This is a genomic window from Sediminibacterium sp. (assembly GCF_030695065.1).
In the GTDB taxonomy this organism is placed as follows: Bacteria; Bacteroidota; Bacteroidia; order Chitinophagales; family Chitinophagaceae; genus Sediminibacterium.
Map to the genome: position 1 here is coordinate 507,859 of NZ_JAUYTR010000023.1, position 20,219 is coordinate 528,077.

Annotated in this window: 23 protein-coding genes and 1 tRNA gene; 9 read left to right on the forward strand and 15 right to left on the reverse strand. The window is 33.8% G+C overall.

Annotation, left to right across the window (positions count from 1 at the left end; all coding sequences use genetic code 11):
* The first annotated feature begins 7 nt into the window (after positions 1 to 7).
* Entirely contained in the window at positions 8 to 631 is a 624-nt protein-coding gene (locus Q8S25_RS13000) for a methyltransferase (protein WP_305538443.1), read from the forward strand.
* On the opposite strand, the gene Q8S25_RS13005 is transcribed toward Q8S25_RS13000, so the two are convergent.
* The 3 genes from Q8S25_RS13005 to Q8S25_RS13015 are packed head-to-tail and all read right to left on the reverse strand — an operon-like array spanning position 614 to position 2,822.
* Positions 614 to 1,876: a hypothetical protein gene (locus Q8S25_RS13005; RefSeq protein ID WP_305538445.1), complete on the reverse strand. Its 1,263-nt coding sequence runs from the start codon at positions 1,874 to 1,876 to the stop codon at positions 614 to 616. The genes Q8S25_RS13000 and Q8S25_RS13005 overlap by 18 nt on opposite strands.
* Positions 1,877 to 1,887: 11 nt before the next feature.
* Positions 1,888 to 2,187, reverse strand: a complete 300-nt coding sequence (locus Q8S25_RS13010; RefSeq protein ID WP_305538447.1) for a transcriptional regulator — start codon at positions 2,185 to 2,187, stop codon at positions 1,888 to 1,890.
* Complete coding sequence (locus Q8S25_RS13015; protein WP_305538449.1) at positions 2,184 to 2,822, reverse strand: hypothetical protein; 639 nt, start codon at positions 2,820 to 2,822, stop codon at positions 2,184 to 2,186. The genes Q8S25_RS13010 and Q8S25_RS13015 overlap by 4 nt, the downstream gene beginning before the upstream one ends.
* A gap of 185 nt (positions 2,823 to 3,007) precedes the next feature.
* Here Q8S25_RS13015 and Q8S25_RS13020 point away from each other — a divergent pair, with 185 nt between their 5' ends.
* Complete coding sequence (locus Q8S25_RS13020; protein ID WP_305538451.1) at positions 3,008 to 3,514, forward strand: hypothetical protein; 507 nt, start codon at positions 3,008 to 3,010, stop codon at positions 3,512 to 3,514.
* Between the two features lie 37 nt (positions 3,515 to 3,551).
* Positions 3,552 to 4,022, forward strand: a complete 471-nt coding sequence (locus Q8S25_RS13025; RefSeq protein WP_305538453.1) for an energy transducer TonB — start codon at positions 3,552 to 3,554, stop codon at positions 4,020 to 4,022.
* Between the two features lie 18 nt (positions 4,023 to 4,040).
* Here the strand turns inward: Q8S25_RS13025 and Q8S25_RS13030 are convergent, their stop codons facing one another.
* The 7 genes from Q8S25_RS13030 to Q8S25_RS13060 form a co-directional block, all read right to left on the reverse strand.
* Positions 4,041 to 4,262, reverse strand: coding sequence for a hypothetical protein (locus Q8S25_RS13030; protein ID WP_305538455.1), 222 nt, complete (start codon positions 4,260 to 4,262; stop codon positions 4,041 to 4,043).
* Positions 4,263 to 4,314: 52 nt separating this feature from the next.
* Positions 4,315 to 4,569: a TfoX/Sxy family DNA transformation protein gene (locus Q8S25_RS13035; protein ID WP_305538457.1), complete on the reverse strand. Its 255-nt coding sequence runs from the start codon at positions 4,567 to 4,569 to the stop codon at positions 4,315 to 4,317.
* 118 nt (positions 4,570 to 4,687) lie between these two features.
* On the reverse strand, positions 4,688 to 5,260 hold the full coding sequence (locus Q8S25_RS13040; protein WP_305538459.1) for a GNAT family N-acetyltransferase: 573 nt from the start codon (positions 5,258 to 5,260) through the stop codon (positions 4,688 to 4,690).
* A gap of 18 nt (positions 5,261 to 5,278) precedes the next feature.
* Complete coding sequence (locus Q8S25_RS13045; RefSeq protein WP_305538461.1) at positions 5,279 to 5,644, reverse strand: DUF3703 domain-containing protein; 366 nt, start codon at positions 5,642 to 5,644, stop codon at positions 5,279 to 5,281.
* Between the two features lie 124 nt (positions 5,645 to 5,768).
* Positions 5,769 to 6,560, reverse strand: coding sequence for a helix-turn-helix domain-containing protein (locus Q8S25_RS13050; protein WP_305538463.1), 792 nt, complete (start codon positions 6,558 to 6,560; stop codon positions 5,769 to 5,771).
* A 266-nt stretch (positions 6,561 to 6,826) separates the two neighbouring features.
* Positions 6,827 to 7,231 carry a hypothetical protein gene (locus Q8S25_RS13055; RefSeq protein WP_305538465.1) on the reverse strand — a complete coding sequence of 135 codons (405 nt, stop codon included), beginning with the start codon at positions 7,229 to 7,231 and terminating at the stop codon, positions 6,827 to 6,829.
* A 165-nt stretch (positions 7,232 to 7,396) separates the two neighbouring features.
* A complete protein-coding gene (locus Q8S25_RS13060; protein ID WP_305538467.1) occupies positions 7,397 to 8,146 on the reverse strand; it encodes a hypothetical protein in 750 nt (249 codons plus the stop codon).
* A 137-nt stretch (positions 8,147 to 8,283) separates the two neighbouring features.
* Between Q8S25_RS13060 and Q8S25_RS13065 the strand changes: the two genes are divergently transcribed.
* The gene (locus Q8S25_RS13065; RefSeq protein WP_305538469.1) at positions 8,284 to 8,592 is read left to right on the forward strand and encodes a helix-turn-helix domain-containing protein; all 309 of its coding nucleotides are present in this window, start codon (positions 8,284 to 8,286) and stop codon (positions 8,590 to 8,592) included.
* 19 nt (positions 8,593 to 8,611) lie between these two features.
* On the opposite strand, the gene Q8S25_RS13070 is transcribed toward Q8S25_RS13065, so the two are convergent.
* From Q8S25_RS13070 to Q8S25_RS13085, 4 genes are all read right to left on the reverse strand, one after another.
* Positions 8,612 to 8,685, reverse strand: a tRNA-Asn gene (locus Q8S25_RS13070).
* A gap of 58 nt (positions 8,686 to 8,743) precedes the next feature.
* The gene (locus Q8S25_RS13075) at positions 8,744 to 9,097 is read right to left on the reverse strand and encodes a Rieske 2Fe-2S domain-containing protein (protein ID WP_305538471.1); all 354 of its coding nucleotides are present in this window, start codon (positions 9,095 to 9,097) and stop codon (positions 8,744 to 8,746) included.
* Positions 9,098 to 10,285 (reverse strand): GTPase HflX, encoded by a 1,188-nt coding sequence (gene hflX, locus Q8S25_RS13080; protein ID WP_305538473.1) that lies wholly within the window; start codon positions 10,283 to 10,285, stop codon positions 9,098 to 9,100.
* Positions 10,286 to 10,294: 9 nt separating this feature from the next.
* On the reverse strand, positions 10,295 to 11,029 hold the full coding sequence (locus Q8S25_RS13085; protein ID WP_305538475.1) for an outer membrane beta-barrel protein: 735 nt from the start codon (positions 11,027 to 11,029) through the stop codon (positions 10,295 to 10,297).
* Between the two features lie 178 nt (positions 11,030 to 11,207).
* On the opposite strand from Q8S25_RS13085, the gene Q8S25_RS13090 reads away from it, so the two are divergent.
* Together Q8S25_RS13090 and Q8S25_RS13095 are read left to right on the forward strand one after the other, a co-directional pair.
* Positions 11,208 to 11,999, forward strand: a complete 792-nt coding sequence (locus Q8S25_RS13090) for a response regulator (RefSeq protein ID WP_305538477.1) — start codon at positions 11,208 to 11,210, stop codon at positions 11,997 to 11,999.
* A 24-nt stretch (positions 12,000 to 12,023) separates the two neighbouring features.
* Positions 12,024 to 13,310: a DEAD/DEAH box helicase gene (locus Q8S25_RS13095; protein ID WP_305538479.1), complete on the forward strand. Its 1,287-nt coding sequence runs from the start codon at positions 12,024 to 12,026 to the stop codon at positions 13,308 to 13,310.
* Here the strand turns inward: Q8S25_RS13095 and Q8S25_RS13100 are convergent.
* The gene (locus Q8S25_RS13100) at positions 13,307 to 14,434 is read right to left on the reverse strand and encodes a lactonase family protein (protein ID WP_305538481.1); all 1,128 of its coding nucleotides are present in this window, start codon (positions 14,432 to 14,434) and stop codon (positions 13,307 to 13,309) included. The two genes, Q8S25_RS13095 and Q8S25_RS13100, sit on opposite strands and share 4 nt — an antisense overlap.
* A gap of 121 nt (positions 14,435 to 14,555) precedes the next feature.
* Here Q8S25_RS13100 and Q8S25_RS13105 point away from each other — a divergent pair, with 121 nt between their 5' ends.
* Genes Q8S25_RS13105 through Q8S25_RS13115 form a run of 3 tightly spaced genes read left to right on the forward strand, consistent with a single transcriptional unit; the run spans position 14,556 to position 20,214 of the window.
* On the forward strand, positions 14,556 to 15,863 hold the full coding sequence (locus Q8S25_RS13105) for a TolC family protein (protein WP_305538483.1): 1,308 nt from the start codon (positions 14,556 to 14,558) through the stop codon (positions 15,861 to 15,863).
* Positions 15,864 to 15,881: 18 nt separating this feature from the next.
* Complete coding sequence (locus Q8S25_RS13110) at positions 15,882 to 16,985, forward strand: efflux RND transporter periplasmic adaptor subunit (RefSeq protein WP_305538485.1); 1,104 nt, start codon at positions 15,882 to 15,884, stop codon at positions 16,983 to 16,985.
* Positions 16,986 to 17,010: 25 nt separating this feature from the next.
* The gene (locus Q8S25_RS13115; protein ID WP_305538487.1) at positions 17,011 to 20,214 is read left to right on the forward strand and encodes an efflux RND transporter permease subunit; all 3,204 of its coding nucleotides are present in this window, start codon (positions 17,011 to 17,013) and stop codon (positions 20,212 to 20,214) included.
* The last annotated feature ends 5 nt before the right edge of the window (positions 20,215 to 20,219 follow it).

A 20,219-nucleotide genomic window follows, 5' to 3' on the forward strand; every position in this document is an offset into this window, starting at 1 on the left:
TTGTAATATGCAATATCCCCTTGTACTGAAAAATTTCCCCAATAATGTAAAACTATACATACCAGATCCTTTATTGATTAAACCAACATACGAAGCCTTACTTTTAGAAAATCAAGCAACGCCCTTTCCTTTTTGGGCAAAAGTTTGGCCATCTGCAGTTGCGTTGACTACATTTCTTCAACAGAACCTCGATTTGATTAAACACAAAGCCGTTGTAGAAATAGGTGCAGGACTTGGCTTGCCTTCATTTTCGATTGCTAAAGATGTAGCTGAAATAGTAATCACAGATTATTCTATTGATGCTGTTGAATTAATGAAGATAAATTCGGAGCAATGGGGTATTCAAACCATTAAAGCTATTTGTGCTGATTGGAATTTCTTTCCTGCTTCAATCAATGCTGATATAGTATTATTGAGTGATACCAATTATGCACCTTCCGAATTTGAATCTTTACTTAAGCTGATTCAGCAATTTATTAAAAAGGGGGCTACCATTATTATAGCCACCCCTGAGCGAATTACCACAAGCCCATTTATTGAACAGTTGGAATTGTATATATCGAAAAGAGATTTAATAGATATTACATATAATGAGGAAATGGCAACAATTGGTTTATTTGTATTGAAATAAAATTGGGAATAGAAAGGTTACTAAGAATGCCCATATAGCATAATAAGGAATAAAAGTTGCAATTACTAAACCAACCTTTTCTACTGGCACTTTTTTTGATACTACCTGATATAATTGTAGAGATACCAAAATCAGGTTAACAAAAATTAACAAATTTGCTCCTAATATTGCTAGTCGATTGGGAGTGATCCCAAATTCAGCCAATCTAAATAAAATGGCAGATAGTGCTATTCCATTTACTACTACTGTTAAAATCGAAAGTATTAATAATACCAATAGTGTTATTTTATTTGACTCATTTTTTGTGGCTTCTGTAACAGAGAATAATATTATTGCCATTACACCAATTAGTAAAGCATTAAAAGTCAGTAAAAAATTTCTATCACTGTAAATGTTTTTACCAGTGTAAAGTAAGGTTGTTAAAAATGCCAAAACCGTTAACAAAACCAATGGTGTAAATATTCTAGCTATAATTGGGGAAATTTTACTAACGAGGCTTAGATTTGTTTGCACTAAATAAGTTGCAATTAATGGAATAGAAGACAATCCCCAAACCACTACGTAATTAAAATAAAACTGCTCAATCTTTACTTCAATTAGATTAAATAATCCCAATGTGATTCCTGAAAATAGTCCCCCAGCTATTACTAGCAATGCGCTCATTACTAATAAGTCTCCATTAAATTTTAAGTAGTTAATTTTTAAAGCATTATTTTTTAAGTTAGCTCCAATGAAAGTGTAACCCACTACCGACCACAAGAATATGGGTAAGTGCATGCATGCTAAAATGAGTGAATTATTTGAACCTATTGGAGGCAACAGATTGATATACAACACAGATGCTATAATTATCATTAACGATAGTGCTATTTTTTTAGGATTTAAATTCTTTTTCCATGAAAAAAATAATACCAAAAGTGGAACTATAATAAACGAAATATTTTTTGCATAATATTCATCTTCAATTAATTTAAAATAGTGAGGAATTTTTGCAATAATTCCTGCAATGAGTGATCCTATCAGCAGAAATAATAAATCTTTTTTTTTAAATGCTAAAACATTTACTTCATATTTTTTGTTTAATCGTTCATTCCAAATTTGTGCTGATAAGTGATGGTTGAATTGTTTATATACATCCTCAAATGAATGAACAAATGTTTTTTTATCACTTTGATAAAGCTGCTCTAATTGACTAGGATTTTCTAGATTGTCAATGATTGCTTTAGTTACCCAATTTCCTTCCATTTGTATACGTATTAAAGTGTTTGTTTAATTATTTTTTCTAATGCATGAATATGTAATGTGAATGCCTTCCTGCCTTTAGCTGTAATGATATAAGTGGTATTGGGCTTTTTGCCTATAAATTGCTTTTTTACATTGATATATTCTAGTTTTTCTAATGCAGATATATGGCTTGCTATATTACCATCCGTAATTTTTAATTCAGCTTTTAGCGTACCAAAATCTACAGATTCTGCTACCATTAGAATTGACATAATACCTAATCTAACCCTGCTTTCAAATGCCTTATTTAAAGCCTCTATGCTATTTTTCACTTTTCGTATTTAAAGTACATGAACGATCCGTAAATAATATGCAATAACCCAAATCCAATTCCCCAAAAGAGAAAAGCTTGGTCAAAGTAAAATGATGCTAGTAAACCAAGAATTACTAGCAATACACCTAAATACCTAATATCATCAACGGTATATTTACTTGCATTTAATAAGGCTAGTCCATAAAAAAGGAGTGTAGCTGGAATGATTAGTTCAATATGATTTTGCACGAATAAAATGGAGCAATAGATAGCACCCGCAGTCAGGGGTATACTAAAATTGAGTAACATTCTTTTTGCCGAAAGATCCCATGTTTTCTCACCTCGTTTAACTGCATTTTTATTAGAAAGCCAGATGGCTGTTAAAAAGGAAATCAATAAAGTGCAGCCCAAATTGATGGCTATTAAATTCAATAGTTCATTATTGATTACTCCATTTGGAGCAAGAATAGCTAAATAAGAAACTGAATTAAGTGGAGAAATTCCAAGGATACTATAGCTTACTAAAATTGATAAAAGGGCAAATAGGCCTACTACAACACCCGAAAGACCGCTTAAAGCAGAAAATCTAGATGACCTCTCCATCAACCTTTTTATGTCGTGGATGGCATCTAACTGATCCTGTTGTTTATTCATTATAATTTATTTAAAAGTACTTTGAATTACAAAGTAAAGGTAATTCTTGCGAAACACAAATAAAATTCTAGTTAAAAAAATCATGGTGGTGCATTTACTTACTGATATCGTAAAACTTTTTCCCGATTCGGATAGCTACTGAAGACGTGAGTAGATAGTTTCGCCCAAATTTATATTAAGCAATTATGAGTGCAGTATCAAAAAACATGAGAGTTTATCATCGTTACTTAGGATTTTTTTTAGCAGGTATTATGGCAATTTATTCTGTTAGTGGAATCATATTAATTTTCCGAAATACTGATTTTCTAAAAAAAGAGATACATAAAATTGAAGCAATTGCCACTAATCTAGATGAAGAAGCGATTGGGAAAGCCATAAAGATTAAAAATTTAAAAATTATAAAGCAGCAAGGAGACCTACTAGTTTTTGAAAAAGGCACTTACAACTTAAAAACAGGAATAGCAGACTATAAGGTAAAAGAACTGCCCTATATAGTGAGCAAAATGAATAATTTTCACAAAGCCAACACAACGCATCCACTTTTTTATTTAAATATCTTTTTTGGCTGTTCGTTAATGTTTTTTGTACTTTCTACTTTCTGGATGTTTGCACCAGGTACCCAAATATTCAAAAAAGGAATTTTATTTACCATAGCAGGTGTAGCAATTGCTTTGGTGCTTTTATTTGTGTAATATTTTCAATATGTTTATAACAATTACTTAAATTAATATGAAAAAAATATTTCTTTTTTTATTGTTTGTGCAAATTTGTAATTTGACTTTTTCTCAAAACGATAGTTTTGATAATAAGTTGAGTGATACTATTAAAACGAATGTAAAACTTCCTGAGGATACTATTAAGAAAGAGGAAGGAAATGAAAAAATATATACAGAAGTTGAAATTAAACCAGAATTTCCTGGCGGAATAAATGGATGGATTAAATATTTAGAACGGAATATTAATCGAGACTTGCCATACAAAAATGGCGCACCTTCAGGACGATATACAGTTGTGCTAACATTTATTGTAGCTAAAGATGGAACTATAAGTGATATAAAAGCAGAAACGGATCCTGGCTATGGTTCAAAAGAAGAAGCCATAAGATTAATGACCAGAAGTCCAAAATGGAAACCAGCAGTTCAAAATGGGCGAAATGTCACTTACCGACAAAAACAGTCTATCAGTTTTATGGTAAATTAGTAAAAGGTCAAAAAGCTATTAAATGCCATTTACTTTTTCAACACTATCAGGCTTAGTTTTCAATGGTCTTTTCGTTACTTTTAAATCTCGGAAGTAACCAATTGTACCAATATCAACGGGGTGATCAGCAAATTCTTTATTTGCGGGTGGATGAGAGAAATTGGTAATTGAAACTAGGCCAATTTTTTTAGTTCTAGTATAAAGTTTGAATTTTATAATAGTAATACTTTTCAAATTCATTCAATCTTGTAAAACTTATCTATAAAAGTAAATATCAACCAAATGATTAAAGTTATTTTATATCGGCTAAAATTTTTTTAATTTCCTTCTTTTCTACAGAAGTTATTTCATTCCAGCGCTTATTTTGTAATCCCATTTCAATAGAGTAAAATATATTCGGATGAGGATTAACTCCAGCTTTAATCAAGTCCTTTTTGATTTTTTTGTAATCAGAAGCCATTAGTTCTTCTCTTGAATAAATTCTGATTAAATTCATTACTTTGACCATATAAGGCCCGAAATTCTTTATTTCCTTAAGGTCATTCATAAAAAAAGGTTACACTTTGAAAGTATAACCTTTTCTAGAATTTCGCTCCCCTTATAGACAAAAAATTCAGTTATAATTCTATAATTGAGCATGTAACTATTAGGAAATGAATGTATTCTTAATATAGATGCTGATCTACTGAATTCCAATCCCACAAAACAATATCCCATGCAAAACCACCATACATCAATTCATTGATGACTTGAAATCCTCTTTTCTTATGTGCTTTAAGAGAACGAGTATTTGCTTGAGCTATATCCGTAACGAGGTAAGTAAATTCTTTTGAAAGACAATCCCTGAAATGTCCGTAAAGCTTTTGCACCAGGTCTTGTCCGCGGTATTCTTTTGCTACACATAATTGTCCAACAACTACATAGTTAACATCCCTCAGTAATTTCCCATTGTGTTCAGATTGATCAATTGCGTCAAAAAGACCTTCAACAAGATCGTGCCCATTTCTAATATCTTTAGTTGCAACCAACGCATAACCAATCACTTTGTCGCCATCCTTTGCAATGATGGAAGGAGAAGCTAAATTCATCTCCTGCAAATATTCTATCGTATAGGCTGCAGTAAGGAAACCCTGGTCAATGGCTTCTTCGGCAGTTATATTCTGCTTTAAATTCAATGCCTGTAAATCCCTGATGCCAATTATTTCACTTGGGCTTGATACCCTTTTTACTTCAATCATAAATTTTTTTATTAATCCTCATTTATTCTCCTCAATAATCAATTTTAAGTCGGCTGGAATCTCCATACTTTTAAGAGGAGGTATATTAGCTCCCCCAGTATTGCCTACAGGTATTTCCCCAACAAACGACTTTACTCCCCCTACAATTAAGCGAGGTATCTGTCCGATAATTTCTCTTAAGTCTTTTATCTTAATTCCGAATAATAACATTTTCCAATGAACCAAGGTATGATGATAAGGATAAGGCTGACCGATGATATGAGCCCTTTCTAAATGAAACCAACTTGTTTTGTAATCCTTATTTTCAAAATAGTTGTCCGCAATTTTCAATTCTTGTAAAAAGAATGGTTTTAATTTATCGGGCATTGTTGTATGAATTTTCATACCATTAATTTACAAATAAAAAAAGGTTACACTTTGAAAGTATAACCTTTTTTAGAATTTCGCTCCCCTTTTCAATGAAAGATGCAGCTATAATGCGATGATTGAGTTTGTGACTATCAGGAAATTATTTAACAAGACCACTTTCGTCAATTTTAAATAACCACTCTTGGTCGTAACAGTCATTGGATACATTTACCGTTTTACAGATTTGTTTCGTTCCCTCAATTTGGTATAAATTATCCTCAACTGCAGCAATTCTTAATCCATAATCGTTCAAGAATTCCCCATAGGTTTTTTGCCAAAGAATTTCTCCTTCAGAACTAACTTTTACTACTAATACATCATAATTCCCTTTACCAAAAGAGCTAGTAGACCCAATTACAAAGTAACTGCCGTCTTTAGTTCTAAGCACTTGGCTTGCCCTATCATAACTTGTCCCGCCTATGATACACTTCCATAATACCTTACCCTTATTGTCTTTTTTAAGAAGTTCTATATCACACTCGTTTTTAGAACCGCAGTTGATAGTAGAAATAGATATGATAGAATTGTCATTTGATATAACAAGCAATGATTTTAAATCTTTATAAAATAGAGTACCAAATACTAAAATGATAAGTACCAATAGTGTTTTCCAATTTCTTATAATTAAAGATTTAATATCTACAAAAAGATTACTGAAGTTGGAGATGACAATTTTGAATTCAAATTTACCACCATTTGCATCAATTGGAAATTCATTCAATTTTACATCTAATGCTGCTCCGATAGCATTTAAAGAATAAATACTTGGAGTTACCTCACTATTCTCAATCCTTTGAATGGTTCTTACAGCAATACCACTCTTTTCAGATAGTTCTGTTTGGGTAAATCCCTTTGAAATTCTAATTTCTTTTATGTGTCCTCCTATTTTCATTTTACAAATCTATAAGGAATAAACGGCAGCAAAAACGACTTCTACACGTCATATACGTGACAGGTTTGAAAAATTAGGTTATATGTCTTCTTAAAAAGATGCAGCACACCTAACTCACTGACGGACAAAGAAAAAGCCATCAGAAATGATGGCTTTCACACTTAAGCTCCCCTTACAGACGAAAGATGCAGCTTTTCTCTTATCTAAAGGACATTATTTTATTATAAAACATTTAGTTAGTTCATTTAATATTATGGGAACAATAATTAGAAATGCCAGTTTAATAGGATGCTTATTTTGACATAAGACCAGCCACAAATAGTTACTGCTAAAATTCCTGCCACATAATATAGCAATGCTTTATTATATTCTTTTGATTTTGGAGCTTTAATGATCATTAATAATAGCAATATAATAATATGAATGATTGTAAATGCCATTTGGTAAAATCCAATTAGTAAACCTTCAATATTTATACTTGAAAAATATATGACCACCATTCCGTAGATATAGATACCTGACAACACAAAGTTTTTGATGAAAAAAGAGAGTATGCTTCTATTTGTTACACTATTCATGAATCCTAATTTAATTAAATGTTTGGATTCTTTATGGATATTATTATTAGATGCAACTATAAATTTCAACTTACCAGTGAGGGTCTTAATCAATGCCAGTAAGAATTTAGTAAAGGGTAGAAAAGAAAAAGAGGTCAAAAATGACCTCTTATATTGTGTAGCTCCCCTTAAAGACGAAAGATGCAGTTATAAGCCGATGATTAAGGTTGTAATTATCTGAAAATTAAAGAGTTGGTCATCGTGTGAAATTGCAGGAGGTTAAATCCCATCCTGTTTTTCCTCTTTCTTTGATGGAGCCTTTAAGGGTCTTTTTATTACTTTCAAGTCCTTAAAGTATCCTATTGTTGCAATATCAACATAAAGACCAACTCCTCCTTTTTTAACTTTACCCAACATTTTATCAACGATAAAAGAAGAATACTTCATATTGTTTATAAACATCTCTGCTGTTTCACCATTAACTTCAATTTTCATTGTTATCCATTCTTTCAATGCAACCGGTGCAGAACCTTCATAAGAACCAGGTGGATAATTCTTTCTCAATGTTTCAAATTTAAAATTAGGATATGAGAAATATTGAACAGCATGGTTTCTAAACATTTGATTGGTTGCTCTACCAACTTTTGGTCGCAAATAAATGGATTCGAATGCTGAATCATTTGGAGCAATTCTATAATATAAGCCAATAAAACCAGCAGCTGCAGGAAAAGGTGATGGGTCTTGGATTTGACTATACATCTTAACCTCAATAGTCCCATTTTCAAAATCATCTAGTCCTACCAATTTTGCATAATGCTTTTCATCCACAGTTGCTTCTAATCTATTAGCATCAAATGGTAATGATTGCAAATCTCTCTCGATTTTAAGGACATTTTCTCCTTGAAATTTAATAACTGAACCTGTTACATTATGTAATTCAAACACCTGTTTGCCAAGTACTACCTGCTTTTGTGCAATGGAAAATTGCATACTACATAATAATATTCCTAATGCAAATATCTGTTTCATATTATTTGTTTTGACAAAACTACAATCGATAGTGTATTTTTGTAACTAAAATAGTAAATACAAGTAACCAAATGGTAACTACAAATTCTTCAGCAAAATTTATCTCCAACCCGCTTAGTTGTCCGGTAACAAGAGCCATGAGTATCATTGGAGGAAAATGGAAGCCAATAATACTCAATGTTATAGGAGATCGATCAATTAGGTTTGGAAAGCTCAACCAGTTAATACCAGCTATCTCCAATAAGGTATTGACTAATGAACTCAAAGAATTAGAATTTTTTGGACTGATTAAACGAAAAGAATATAAAGAGTTACCCCCTCGTGTTGAATATGAGCTTACTGCAGCAGGAACTTCTTTGATGCCAATACTTTACGAGATGGCTAAATGGGGAAATACTAATGCTGCAAAGCAAATAATAAAAAAGGGTCATACTATTAAAGTATAACCCTTTTACTTTGAAATTGCTCCCCCTTCAGGACTTGAACCTGAGACCCTCTGATTAACAGTCAGATGCTCTAACCAACTGAGCTAAGGAGGAATTTCCCCTTTCGGGGTTGCAAAAATAGGGGTTTCTCTATACTTTCAAAAAAAATACCCTAGAAATTACTAAAAAAGCTTTTTTTAAAACCCACAAAAACCCCGTTTTCGTTTTCTCTCACGGGGTAGGTTTTTAAAAAATAGCCTTCCCCACTGGTATTACGGCCATTTTGAATGGAAAAACGATATCGATGTAAAGGGCAAACCACATTACCGGAACCATCTATAAATCCATTAGCCATAATTCCACTTGCATGTGGACATTTATGCGCAAATGCAAACAATTCTTTGTTGTTCAACGCCAGGGTAATCTTTTTCCCATCTGCTTCAACTATGCACATTTGGTTGTCTTGCCATTGTAGCTCGCTTGCGTAATCGGCAACTTTAATCCAACTGAATGCTGCTTCTTCCAATTAATAAAGCATTGTTTTGTAGGGATAACGAATGGCGTACATTTCTCTAACCTTCTCTAATATAAGATCTCTCAGGGCATCTAAATTTTGTTTTTCAGTAGCTGAAACAAATACACAGTTGCCGTTAGTAGCTAAATCCCATTTGTCTTTTAAATCTCTTAAGATTTCTTCTTTAACTGAATCTTCTAGCCACTCGTCAAAATTCTTTTGAACATACAAATCCATTTTATTAAAAATGGTGAGCATGGGTTTATCAAAAGCTTTTAACTCTTGTAAGGTTTTATTCACTACCCCAATTTGTTCCTCGTATTGTGGATGTGAAACGTCTACCACATGTAACAATATATCTGCCTCCCTCACTTCATCTAGCGTGCTTTTAAAGCTCTCTACTAAATGGTGTGGCAGTTTTCTAATAAAGCCTACCGTATCGCTTAATAAGAAGGGCGTATTTTCAAAAACCACTTTACGTGTGGTAGTATCTAATGTTGCAAACAACTTATTTTCTGCAAATACCTCACTCTTACTCAAAACAGTCATAAGCGTGCTCTTACCCACATTGGTATAACCAACAAGGGCAACTCTAATAAATTCTCCGCGTTCTTTGCGTTGAGTAAAAGATTGTTTATCTATTTCACTTAATCGTTTGCGAAGCAATGAAATTTTATCCTTTACGATACGTCTATCTGTTTCAATTTCTGTTTCACCAGGGCCCCTTGTACCAATACCACCTCCTTGTCTTTCTAAGTGTTTCCACATTCCTTTTAAGCGAGGCAATAAATATTGGTATTGTGCTAACTCTACCTGTACTTTAGCTTGTGCTGTTCTTGCTCTTCGAGCAAATATGTCTAAGATTAAATCGCTTCGGTCAATGGTTTTTACATTCAGCTCTTTCTCAATATTAGAAATTTGAGAGCCGGTTAATTCATCATCAAATATGACAAGGGTAATATTTTTACCGTTTAGATATTGTTTAATTTCTTCTAGCTTTCCCTTTCCTACAAAAGTTCTACTATCAGGATGTGCCAACTTCTGTGTAAAACGTTTTACTGTAGTTGCACCAGCTGTTTCAGACAAAAAAGCTAATTCGTCTAGGTATTCGGCTGCCTGCTCATTGGTCTGGTCCTTTAGGATTACGCCAACCAGTACTGCTTTCTCCTCAATGGAGATGAGTTGTTTTTTCTCTATCAAATGATCTGTTTATAGTCCACTAATAGAAATCCCCAAAGTAAACCTGTTCATAGAAGGGCCAACGCCTTCTTTTAAAACAGAAGTGATTTGGTAACTTCCTTGTAAACCTATGATACCATAACCTACTCTACCAGTTATAGCAATGGCTGTTCCATTGAAATATTTTTTTGCAACTTCTTTTTGAACAAAACTGTTTCCATAAACAGTTTGGCCGTTTTTGTCTACTAGATTTTTACCCTTGGTATGTGTTCTAAGTAAGGTACCAATTTTAGCACCAATGGCAAATTTCCAAGACTTGGCTGGATTTTCTGGATTGCTGTAATACCTTAATTCTACAGGTATATCCAAGAAAATATTGGTCAATTTAGACTTATTGAAATGGTTTAAACTATCTGCAATAGTAAATGGCAATCTAGCAGCAGTAGACTTAATATCTACATTTACATTATCAAAAAAGATATTGCTAGATCCAATACCTGCTCCATAAGCCAAACTCATTCTTTTGTTGTTTTTGAAAGGCTTATCAAACATCACATAAAAATTGAAGTGACGACTAAACCCATTACCTGTTCTAACACTATCGGGTCTTCCTGTCCAACTGTCGGCACCGTACTGGATCATAAAATGATCTTTGGGGCGTCCACTTAAGTCAATTTTGCTCCAATCTTTTTTCTTTGTTTCGGTAGTTTGAGCTGCGGCGCCCAGACCAACCAGCACCGTAAATAATAAAAATATCTTTTTCATTTTGGTTGATTGCAAGATTATTCCCCTTGCAAGGGAGCAAAAATAGTCAAAATGAATCCAACTGATTGGTTAAAAATTAGTCAATAAACAAGAATAAGGCCCTCATTTTTACAAAATTCAAGGTAGAACGGTATATAAATTTTATATTTAGGCCTCGTAGTAAGCAAAAACGCACTTGATGAACACGGATTTCTTAAAGGGTAAGAGGATTTTAATAGCAGAAGATGATTTTGTAAATCAAAAGCTGATTACACATTCATTAAACGTAACAGGAGCCACTTTTGATATAGCGGGCAATGGCTTAGAAGCAATTGAAATGCTAAAGCAACAGCCTTACGACCTTATTCTGATGGATATCAATATGCCAGAAATGGATGGATTTGAAGCTACGCAGATTATTAGAGCAGAAATCAATAAGACCATTCCCATCATTGCAATGACTGGTTGGAGCAGTAGAGCCGAGGGAGATAAATTCACTCGTATGGGAATGAATGCCTGTTTGGCCAAGCCTTTTGGATTAGAGTCTCTTTATAAAACGCTGGATGAAATTTTTAATGCACCACCTCCAACGAAGCCTAGTAATGCCAATTTTGGTGTAAAAATGCCCGAAGCGGTTTCAACAGTAGCGGTAGATTTAGATATGTTGAATGAATTGGCAGAGGGGGATAACGAATATAAGACTACTATTATCAATATGTTTTTAGAAAGTATGCCAGAAAGCATACAGAAAATGCAAGATGATTTAGCAGCAGAAGATTGGGATAATTTATACAAATCTGCACACTATGCAAAATCATCATTGTCGGTGGTTCGCGTTCCCGATATGCATACATTGGCGAATACCATGGAGGTAAATGCCAAAAAACAGGAGAAGTTGGAAACGATAGAGCCATCGCTTCAGTTATTCAAAAAATATTTTGAACTAGCTAAAGATGTATTGCACGAAGAAGTTCGTAAACTCAGTTCCTGATCATTACATTAACAGATTATTATTTTGAATTTTAGAGAACTAGGTTTAGAGGAAAGATTATTAGAAGGGATTGATGCCATGGGCTATGAAACGGCCACTCCGGTTCAAGCGCAAGTGATTCAACCCATTTTAGCAGGAAGAGACATCATTGCTTCTGCGCAAACGGGCACAGGTAAAACAGCGGCATTCTTATTGCCGATTGTTCACAAGATGCTTACACAGCAACATTCTTCGCATCATATTAACGCTTTAATAATTGTGCCTACCAGAGAATTGGCTATACAAATAGCTGAAACAATGGAAGGCTTAAGTTATTTCACAGATATCAGTTGCATTGCAGTTTACGGTGGTGGTGATGGAAATTCTTTTACCGCAGAAAAAAAAGCATTAAGCAGTGGGGTAGATATGGTAGTATGTACGCCAGGCAGAATGATTGCTCATTTAAATATGGGCTATGTAAAAATGCAAGAAGTGAAATATTTGGTATTAGATGAAGCCGATAGAATGTTAGACATGGGCTTTAATGATGATATCATGAAGATCATTTCTTTTCTACCAAAGCAAAGACAGAATTTATTGTTTTCTGCAACTATGCCATCTAAAATGCGTGATTTAGCAAGAAAGCTTTTACAAAATCCTGCTGAAATTAATATTGCAGTTTCAAAACCGCCAGAGCAAATAACACAACAGGCATTTGTTGTATATGAACCACAAAAAATACCTCTGATAAAATATGTGCTGAACAACAGTGATTATACTAGAGTAATTATTTTTTGTTCTAAGAAACAAAATGTTAAGCAGCTAAGCTCAGAGTTAAAGCGGGCTAAATTTTCTGTTGAAGAAATTCATTCTGACCTATTGCAAGACAAGCGTGAGCAAGTAATGCAAGATTTTAGAAATAGAAAATTGAAGATTTTAGTTGCAACAGATATATTAAGTAGAGGCATAGATATAGAAGAAATTGAATTAGTCATTAACTATGATGTGCCCAATGATGGGGAGGATTATATCCACCGCATAGGCAGAACCGCTCGTGCTGCTACATCTGGAACTGCTATTACTTTTATTAGCGAAGCAGAGCAAAGAAAATTTGCACAAATTGAAACACTATTAGGTAAGCAGGTAGATAAGCTAGTTGTTCCAGAACAATTTGGTGCAGCACCCGAATATGCACCTCGCAATCAGAAATCAATGGGTAATAGAAGACCTAATCAAAGTGGGGGAAATAGAAATAATCCTCGCCCAAATAGGCCAAGACCAAACAATTCAAAGCCAAACAATCAAGGTCCGAATAATCAAACGAACCCCTAGTGCACAAATTGAATGCAAACCGGTCTTCCAACTGATATTCTATTTCCAGTATCATTGAGTAATCCTGTAGTCTTGTTTCTCTTAAATACAACTATTTCGTTGCTGTTTTGATTGGCTGCCAATAAAAAATTTCCTGTAGGGTCAATGGCAAAATTTCGTGGTGCTAATCCAAGAGTAGACTGCGATCCAACCCAAGCCAGCAAACCATTTGAAGCAACTTTAAAAATAGCTAAATCATTATAATCTACTCTATTGGAAGCGTATAAAAATTTTCCGTCTGGCGATAAATGAATATCTGCAGCACCAGATTTTTTATCGGTCACCTTATCAAACATATTTATCTGTTGCATTTTTTTTAGTTTCCCCTTTTTAAACGACAATACAGTAACTGATCCTGTTAACTCTTGAACAGCATATACTAAGGGTTTAGTGGGATGAAAACTAATATGTCTTGGTCCATCTCCTGGATTACAATTAAACACTGATACAGGATTTTCTGATAAAGGTTTGGTTGGATTATTTAAATCAACCGCATAAACAGCAATTTCATCGGTACCTAAATCTTGAACCACTAAATATTTTTCATCTGGAGATAAAACAGCTGAATGTACATGCGCTTTTTCTTGCCTTGATTTATTTGTGCTGCTTCCAACATGTTGAATAGTTTGTTTTTCATTGCTTAAACTTCCATCTTTATTAATAGCTATAGCACTTAAATTTCCTCCAGAATAATTAGAAACAAAAACAAAGCGATTTGTACGATCGGTACTTATATGGCAAGGATGGTCTCCACCTGACAAAACAGTGTTTAGTAATTTAAATTCTCCCGTTGTTTTATTGAACGCAAATGCAGAAACAGATCCGCTTCCTCTTCCTAATTCATTTACTGAATAAATAAATTGATGATTTGTAGAAGGAACTAAAAAAGAGGGCTCTTCTGCTTTTTGCTTGCTTATTGCTTTTGATGAACCATCTGCATTAAATTGATAATAATAAATTCCTTCACTATTTCCTGCATTAGTATAAGTGCCAATCAATACTTTATAGTTTAGTTGATTGTTTTGTGCAAAGGAAAAAAACGTACAAACTGATAGGATTAATGTATGGAGCATTCTATTTTTCATAATCTAGCTTCTTGAGCATAAATATAAATGCTTTATTGCTAAAAGAAGAGTACATCAATGTTACATATGTTACTCATGGCCTGTTTTTGCTGGTCTACTTTTGTATTCTTAAATAAGAAATATGAAGGTATTAGCGGTTATTTTATTATTTAGTGCATCATTTTTTTCAACTCAAGCACAAGTATCTCCTACTTCAATACAACTAAATGAAGCCCTAGAATTAGCGCAAAAAGCCAATCAACAAATACGATTGGCAAAAATTGATGAGCAGATTGCAGGAGCTAATCTTAAGCAAACAGAAGCTATTTGGTTGCCCCAATTAAATCTTTCTTACACTGCAATGAATACCAATAATCCATTGAATGCTTTTGGTTTTAAGTTGCAACAAGCCAATGTAACAGCAGCCGATTTTAATCCTGCTTTACTGAATAACCCTGGCGCAACTCCTAACTATTTAACACAGCTTAGTCTTCAACAACCCATTATTAATATGGATATGTTGTACATGAGAAAAGCAGCAGAAAAGCAAACAGAAGTTATAGCGTTACAAACAAAAAGAACTACTGAAGCAGTGAAACTTCAGGTTACACAAGTGTATTTGAATCTTCAATTTTTATATTCAGCAGAAGCGGTAACTAAAACTGCACTTGCAACAGTCCAATCTATTTACAGCTTTACAAAAAACAGATTTGATCAGGGATTGATGCAAAAATCGGATTTGTTGAATGTGGAAGTACAAGTTAAAAATGTAGAAACTCAGTTGAATGATATTCAATCTAAAATTGCATCAGCATCAGATCAACTTGGTTTATTGATGAATCAGCCAAAAGGCATTGTTTATGTAACAAGCACATTAGTTTTAGCATTACCTACTACAATGGTGAAAACTATTCCTACTGACAGATCAGATTTTAAAGCAATGGAAACCGGATTAGGCATTTATGATATTTCTATTAAAGGAACCAAAATGAGTTGGTTACCAAGGTTGAATGCTTTTGCCAATTATCAGTTGAATGATAAGAAAGCCTTGGGTTTTAATGCTGGTTCTTATTTTGCTGGTGTACAACTGTCTTGGGATATTTTAAAAGGGAATCAAACTAAAAATAAAGCAGCTACTCAAATAATTGAAAAGAGTAAACTGAAAGAGCAGTATAATTCAAGACTAGACCAAGAGCAAGTAGCATTACAAAGTGCGTTACGTAATCTTAAAGATGCTCAATATAAATATAGACAATTGCAAAAATCTATTGAGCAAGCCGAAGAAGCCTTGCGTATTCTACAAAATAGGTATCAACAAGGGTTGGTAAGCACCAATGATATTTTATTGGCACAAACTCAATTAGCGCAACAAAAATTGATGCAAGCTGAAGCAAAGTTGGCAGAATATTCTGCAATTAATTATTATGATTTTTTAACTACAGTACAATAATTTCTAAATAGTATTAAAATGAATTTCAAACTAAAAACACTATCTGTTATTGCATTAATTGCAACCATTACAGTAAGTTCTTGTAGTCAAAAGGAACAAAAAACTGCCACTGTAATTGATAAGCCTATTGAAGTGAAAGTTTCAAGTGCTGGAGTAAAGTCTGCAAATGGAAAAATTGAAGTAACAGGCCAAGTGGAAGGTATACAGTCTGCTAATATTTCAACAAGAGTAATGGGAACCATTACAAGTATGCGTGTAAAAGCAGGCGATCAAGTTAAAGCAGGGCAAGTATTATTTACCATTAATGCTGCAGATATTAAAGCCAAAACAGCGCAAACTGGAGCTATGATAGCTCAAGCAGATGCTGCAATGCAATCTGCAAAGAAAGATTATGAGCGGTATACTGCATTATATAAACAGCAGAGTGCAACATCAAAAGAATTGGAACAAATTACGCTTCAATATAAATCGGCTCAAGCCAATTTGGAGGTCATGAAGCAAATGAAAAATGAAGTAAATGCAAATTTATCATACACTACAGTTACTGCTCCATTTGCAGGAGTCATTTCACAAAAATTAGCTGAAACAGGAAGTATAGCTAGCCCAGGTATGCCTGTTTTAACATTGGAACAAACAGGAAATCTTCAAGTAAGTGCATTAGTACCTGAGAATATGATTTCTTCTATTGCTGTAGGTAATGTAGTAGATATGACTATTAATGCTGCTGAAAAAAAGCTAATTGGTAAAATTGTTCAAATTAATACTTCTTCTCAATTTACCGGTGGTCAATATGTTGTTAAGATAAGTTTACCTACAGCTGAAACGAAAAAACTGTATTCAGGTATGTATGTAAATATAGAAATACCTATAAAGGAATCATCTATTCATACTGTTGAAAATAATGCAGTAACTGTTCCAGAAAATAGTATTGTATACAAAGACCAGCTAACTGGATTATATACTGCAACAGCAGAAAATACTGCTCTACTAAGATGGGTAAGATTAGGTAAAAAACAAGCTGGTCAAGTTGAAGTGCTTTCAGGGCTTTCAGCTGGTGAACAATTTATTTTGAGCGCTGATGGTAAATTATACAATGGTGCCCCTATCAAATTCGTAAAATAAAAAAAGGCTAAAAAAATACTATACAATGGAAAAAGGATTATCAGGTAATATAGCAAAAGCCTTTCTGCAATCTAAGCTTACCATTTTATTAATGGTTGCATTTTTATTGATTGGTGGATACAGCACTATGCTGATGCCAAGAGAGGAAGAGCCTCAAATTCAAGTACCAATGGCAGATATCTTTATTGCCTATCCTGGTGCTAGCCCCAAAGAAGTAGAAACCAAAGTTTCTGCTCCATTAGAAAAAGTGATTTCTAATATAAAGGGGGTTGAATATGTTTATTCTACTTCAATGAGTGGACAATCCATGTTGATTGTACAATTTTTAGTAGGCGAAGATGTAGAAAGATCGCTGGTAAAGCTGTACAGTGAGATCATGAAGAATATGGATAAAATGCCCCAGGGTGTTAGCATGCCATTAGTAAAAACAAGGGCAATTGATGATGTTCCTGTATTGGGGTTAACCTTATGGGGAGAGCAATACGACGACCATCGTTTAAAACTAATAGCACAAGAACTTTCTAACGAATTAAAAAAATCAAATGACGTTGCCGATATAAATATCATTGGCGGTAGATCAAAAGAAATTAAGGTTGAACTCAGTAAATCATTAATGGCTGCTAATCGGGTTGATTTTTTAACGATATCAAAAGCAATAGGTGGGGCCAATACACAAAGTGAAAGCGGTTCATTTTATAAAAATGATTCAGCATTTTCAGTATTAACAGGAAACTTTTTAAGTTCTGCAGAAGATGTTGCTTCACTAGTAATAGGGATGAATGGGGGTTCACCTGTTTATTTAAAGCAAGTTGCCAATGTTACAGAGTCTCCTATAACTGCCAATCAGTATGTGTTTTATGGATACGGCAATGCCGATACCCTCGGGTTAAAAAAATACAAGTCTGCATATCCTGCAGTAACCCTAGCAATTGCTAAGAAAAGAGGCGCAGATGCAATGAAATTGTCTGAGAATGTATTATCAAAAATTGAACATCTAAAAAAAGACCTAATACCATCAGACTTACAAGTAACTGCTACCAGAAATTATGGCGAATCTGCTTCACATAAAGTATCAGAATTATTGTTTCACTTATTTATTTCAATAGTGGTGGTTACTTTATTTGTAATGCTCGCAATGGGATGGAGAGGTGGATTAGTCGTTTTTCTTTCGGTGCCAGTAACTTTTGCATTAACACTATTTAGTTATTATGCAATGGACTATACACTAAATAGAATTACACTGTTTGCACTAGTATTTATTACAGGAATAGTTGTAGATGATTCCATCATTATTGCAGAGAACATGCATAGGCATTTTAAAATGCGAAAATTGCCACCATTGCAAGCAGCTATTTATGCAATCAATGAGGTAGGTAATCCCACCATTTTAGCCACATTTACGGTAGTAGCAGCTGTGCTTCCGATGGCATTTGTTTCAGGATTAATGGGTCCATATATGAGTCCTATGCCTATTGGAGCTTCTATAGCAATGTTATTATCATTAATAGTAGCGCTTACCTTAACCCCCTACTTAGGATATATCTTTTTACGTGAAAAAGAAAAGAAAGACGGTACTAAAGACAATCATTCACATACTAGCTTGGAAGCTTCTGGAATTTATAAAATTTATAAATCTTTTATACATCCCATGCTAGAAGTTAGATGGAAACGTTGGGCCTTTATTTCAGGAACTGTTGTGGTTTTATTAGCCAGTATGGTACTGTTTTATACAAAATCTGTAGCAGTTAAAATGTTGCCTTTCGATAATAAAAATGAATTTCAAGTGGTGATTGATATGCCTGAGGGAACTACTTTAGAAAAGACCAATACTGTTGCAGGAGAAATAGCTGCATATATTGCAAAGCAGCCCATGGTAAAAAATTATCAGGGATATATTGGAACAGCAGGACCAATCAGTTTTAATGGATTAGTAAGGCATTATGATTTAAGAAGAGGCGATAATGTAGCAGATATACAAGTGAACTTAGTAGATAAAACAGAAAGATCTATTCAAAGCCATGATATTGCTAAGCAAATGCGTGCACCTATTCAGAAAATAGCTGCAAAATATCATGCTAACGTAAAATTAGTAGAAGTACCTCCAGGACCTCCAGTACTTTCAACTTTGGTTGCAGAAATTTATGGCCCTAATTATCAAGAGCAATTTAAAATTGCGGCCCAAATTGAAAAACTATTTAGGAGTACCACTGATGTTGTTGATGCAGATTGGATGGTAGAAGATGACCAATACGAATATAAGTTTACTGTAGATAAAGAGAAGGCGATGCGGTATGGTGTTGCTACAGCTCAAGTAAATGCCATTGTATCAGGAGGAATTTCAGGAATGCCAGTGGGAGTAATTAGTTCACCTAATAGCTATAATCAAGTCCCCATCAAATTGCAGCTTAAAGAAGAAGATAAATCTGGTGTAAATGAAGTATTGGCATTAACTGTTACTGGAATGCAAGGGAATGTTGTACCATTAAGAGATATTGTAAATGTAAACAGACAACTTAAAGAGAAAAGTATTTTCAGAAAAAATCAAAAAGAAGTAGTGTATGTAATGGCTGATATGGCTGGTGGTTTAGAAAGCCCTTTCTATGCCATTTCAAGAATGTCTGATAGTATTCCACAATTAAAAATTCCCGCAGGATATACGTTAAAAGAAGAGTACACACAACAACCAGAAACTCAAGATAACTATTCATTGAAATGGGATGGAGAATGGCAAATTACCTATGAAGTTTTCCGTGATTTAGGAATTGCATTTGCTGCTGTTATCTTAATTATTTATATGTTGATTGTAGGTTGGTTTCAAAACTTTACTGTTCCATTGGTTATGTTAGCAGCAATACCATTAAGCTTGGTTGGAATCATTTTAGGACACTGGTTAATGGATGCCTATTTTACTGCTACTTCTATGATTGGTTTTATTGCATTGGCTGGTGTAATGGTCAGAAACTCAATACTACTAATTGACTTTATCAATATCAGATTAGAGGAAGGAATTCCATTAAAGCAAGCAATAATTGAAGCAGGTGCAGTAAGAACAACACCTATTCTATTAACCGCTGGTGCGGTAGTATTAGGAGCAGTTATCATTCTATTTGATCCAATTTTCCAAGGCTTAGCTATTTCTTTAATGGGAGGAACCATCACTTCTACATTTTTAACCTTATTAGTTGTGCCATTGCTTTATTATAAAATGAAGCGCAATAAAGTAAAATAAAACTT

What these genes read in the sequence shown, in the direction of transcription:
- Q8S25_RS13020 (WP_305538451.1), top strand. Translation starts at nt 3,008, where the DNA reads ATGAGTGCAGTATCAAAAAACATGAGAGTTTATCATCGTTACTTAGGA.
- Q8S25_RS13105 (WP_305538483.1), top strand. Translation starts at nt 14,556, where the DNA reads ATGAAGGTATTAGCGGTTATTTTATTATTTAGTGCATCATTTTTTTCA.
- Q8S25_RS13115 (WP_305538487.1), top strand. Translation starts at nt 17,011, where the DNA reads ATGGAAAAAGGATTATCAGGTAATATAGCAAAAGCCTTTCTGCAATCT.
- Q8S25_RS13100 (WP_305538481.1), bottom strand. Translation starts at nt 14,434, where the DNA reads ATGAAAAATAGAATGCTCCATACATTAATCCTATCAGTTTGTACGTTT.
- Q8S25_RS13015 (WP_305538449.1), bottom strand. Translation starts at nt 2,822, where the DNA reads ATGAATAAACAACAGGATCAGTTAGATGCCATCCACGACATAAAAAGG.
- Q8S25_RS13000 (WP_305538443.1), top strand. Translation starts at nt 8, where the DNA reads ATGCAATATCCCCTTGTACTGAAAAATTTCCCCAATAATGTAAAACTA.
- Q8S25_RS13090 (WP_305538477.1), top strand. Translation starts at nt 11,208, where the DNA reads ATGAACACGGATTTCTTAAAGGGTAAGAGGATTTTAATAGCAGAAGAT.
- Q8S25_RS13035 (WP_305538457.1), bottom strand. Translation starts at nt 4,569, where the DNA reads ATGAATGACCTTAAGGAAATAAAGAATTTCGGGCCTTATATGGTCAAA.
- Q8S25_RS13050 (WP_305538463.1), bottom strand. Translation starts at nt 6,560, where the DNA reads ATGAAAATAGGAGGACACATAAAAGAAATTAGAATTTCAAAGGGATTT.
- Q8S25_RS13110 (WP_305538485.1), top strand. Translation starts at nt 15,882, where the DNA reads ATGAATTTCAAACTAAAAACACTATCTGTTATTGCATTAATTGCAACC.
- Q8S25_RS13085 (WP_305538475.1), bottom strand. Translation starts at nt 11,029, where the DNA reads ATGAAAAAGATATTTTTATTATTTACGGTGCTGGTTGGTCTGGGCGCC.
- Q8S25_RS13025 (WP_305538453.1), top strand. Translation starts at nt 3,552, where the DNA reads ATGAAAAAAATATTTCTTTTTTTATTGTTTGTGCAAATTTGTAATTTG.
- Q8S25_RS13045 (WP_305538461.1), bottom strand. Translation starts at nt 5,644, where the DNA reads ATGAAAATTCATACAACAATGCCCGATAAATTAAAACCATTCTTTTTA.
- Q8S25_RS13040 (WP_305538459.1), bottom strand. Translation starts at nt 5,260, where the DNA reads ATGATTGAAGTAAAAAGGGTATCAAGCCCAAGTGAAATAATTGGCATC.
- Q8S25_RS13030 (WP_305538455.1), bottom strand. Translation starts at nt 4,262, where the DNA reads ATGAATTTGAAAAGTATTACTATTATAAAATTCAAACTTTATACTAGA.
- Q8S25_RS13005 (WP_305538445.1), bottom strand. Translation starts at nt 1,876, where the DNA reads ATGGAAGGAAATTGGGTAACTAAAGCAATCATTGACAATCTAGAAAAT.
- Q8S25_RS13065 (WP_305538469.1), top strand. Translation starts at nt 8,284, where the DNA reads ATGAGTATCATTGGAGGAAAATGGAAGCCAATAATACTCAATGTTATA.
- Q8S25_RS13060 (WP_305538467.1), bottom strand. Translation starts at nt 8,146, where the DNA reads ATGAAACAGATATTTGCATTAGGAATATTATTATGTAGTATGCAATTT.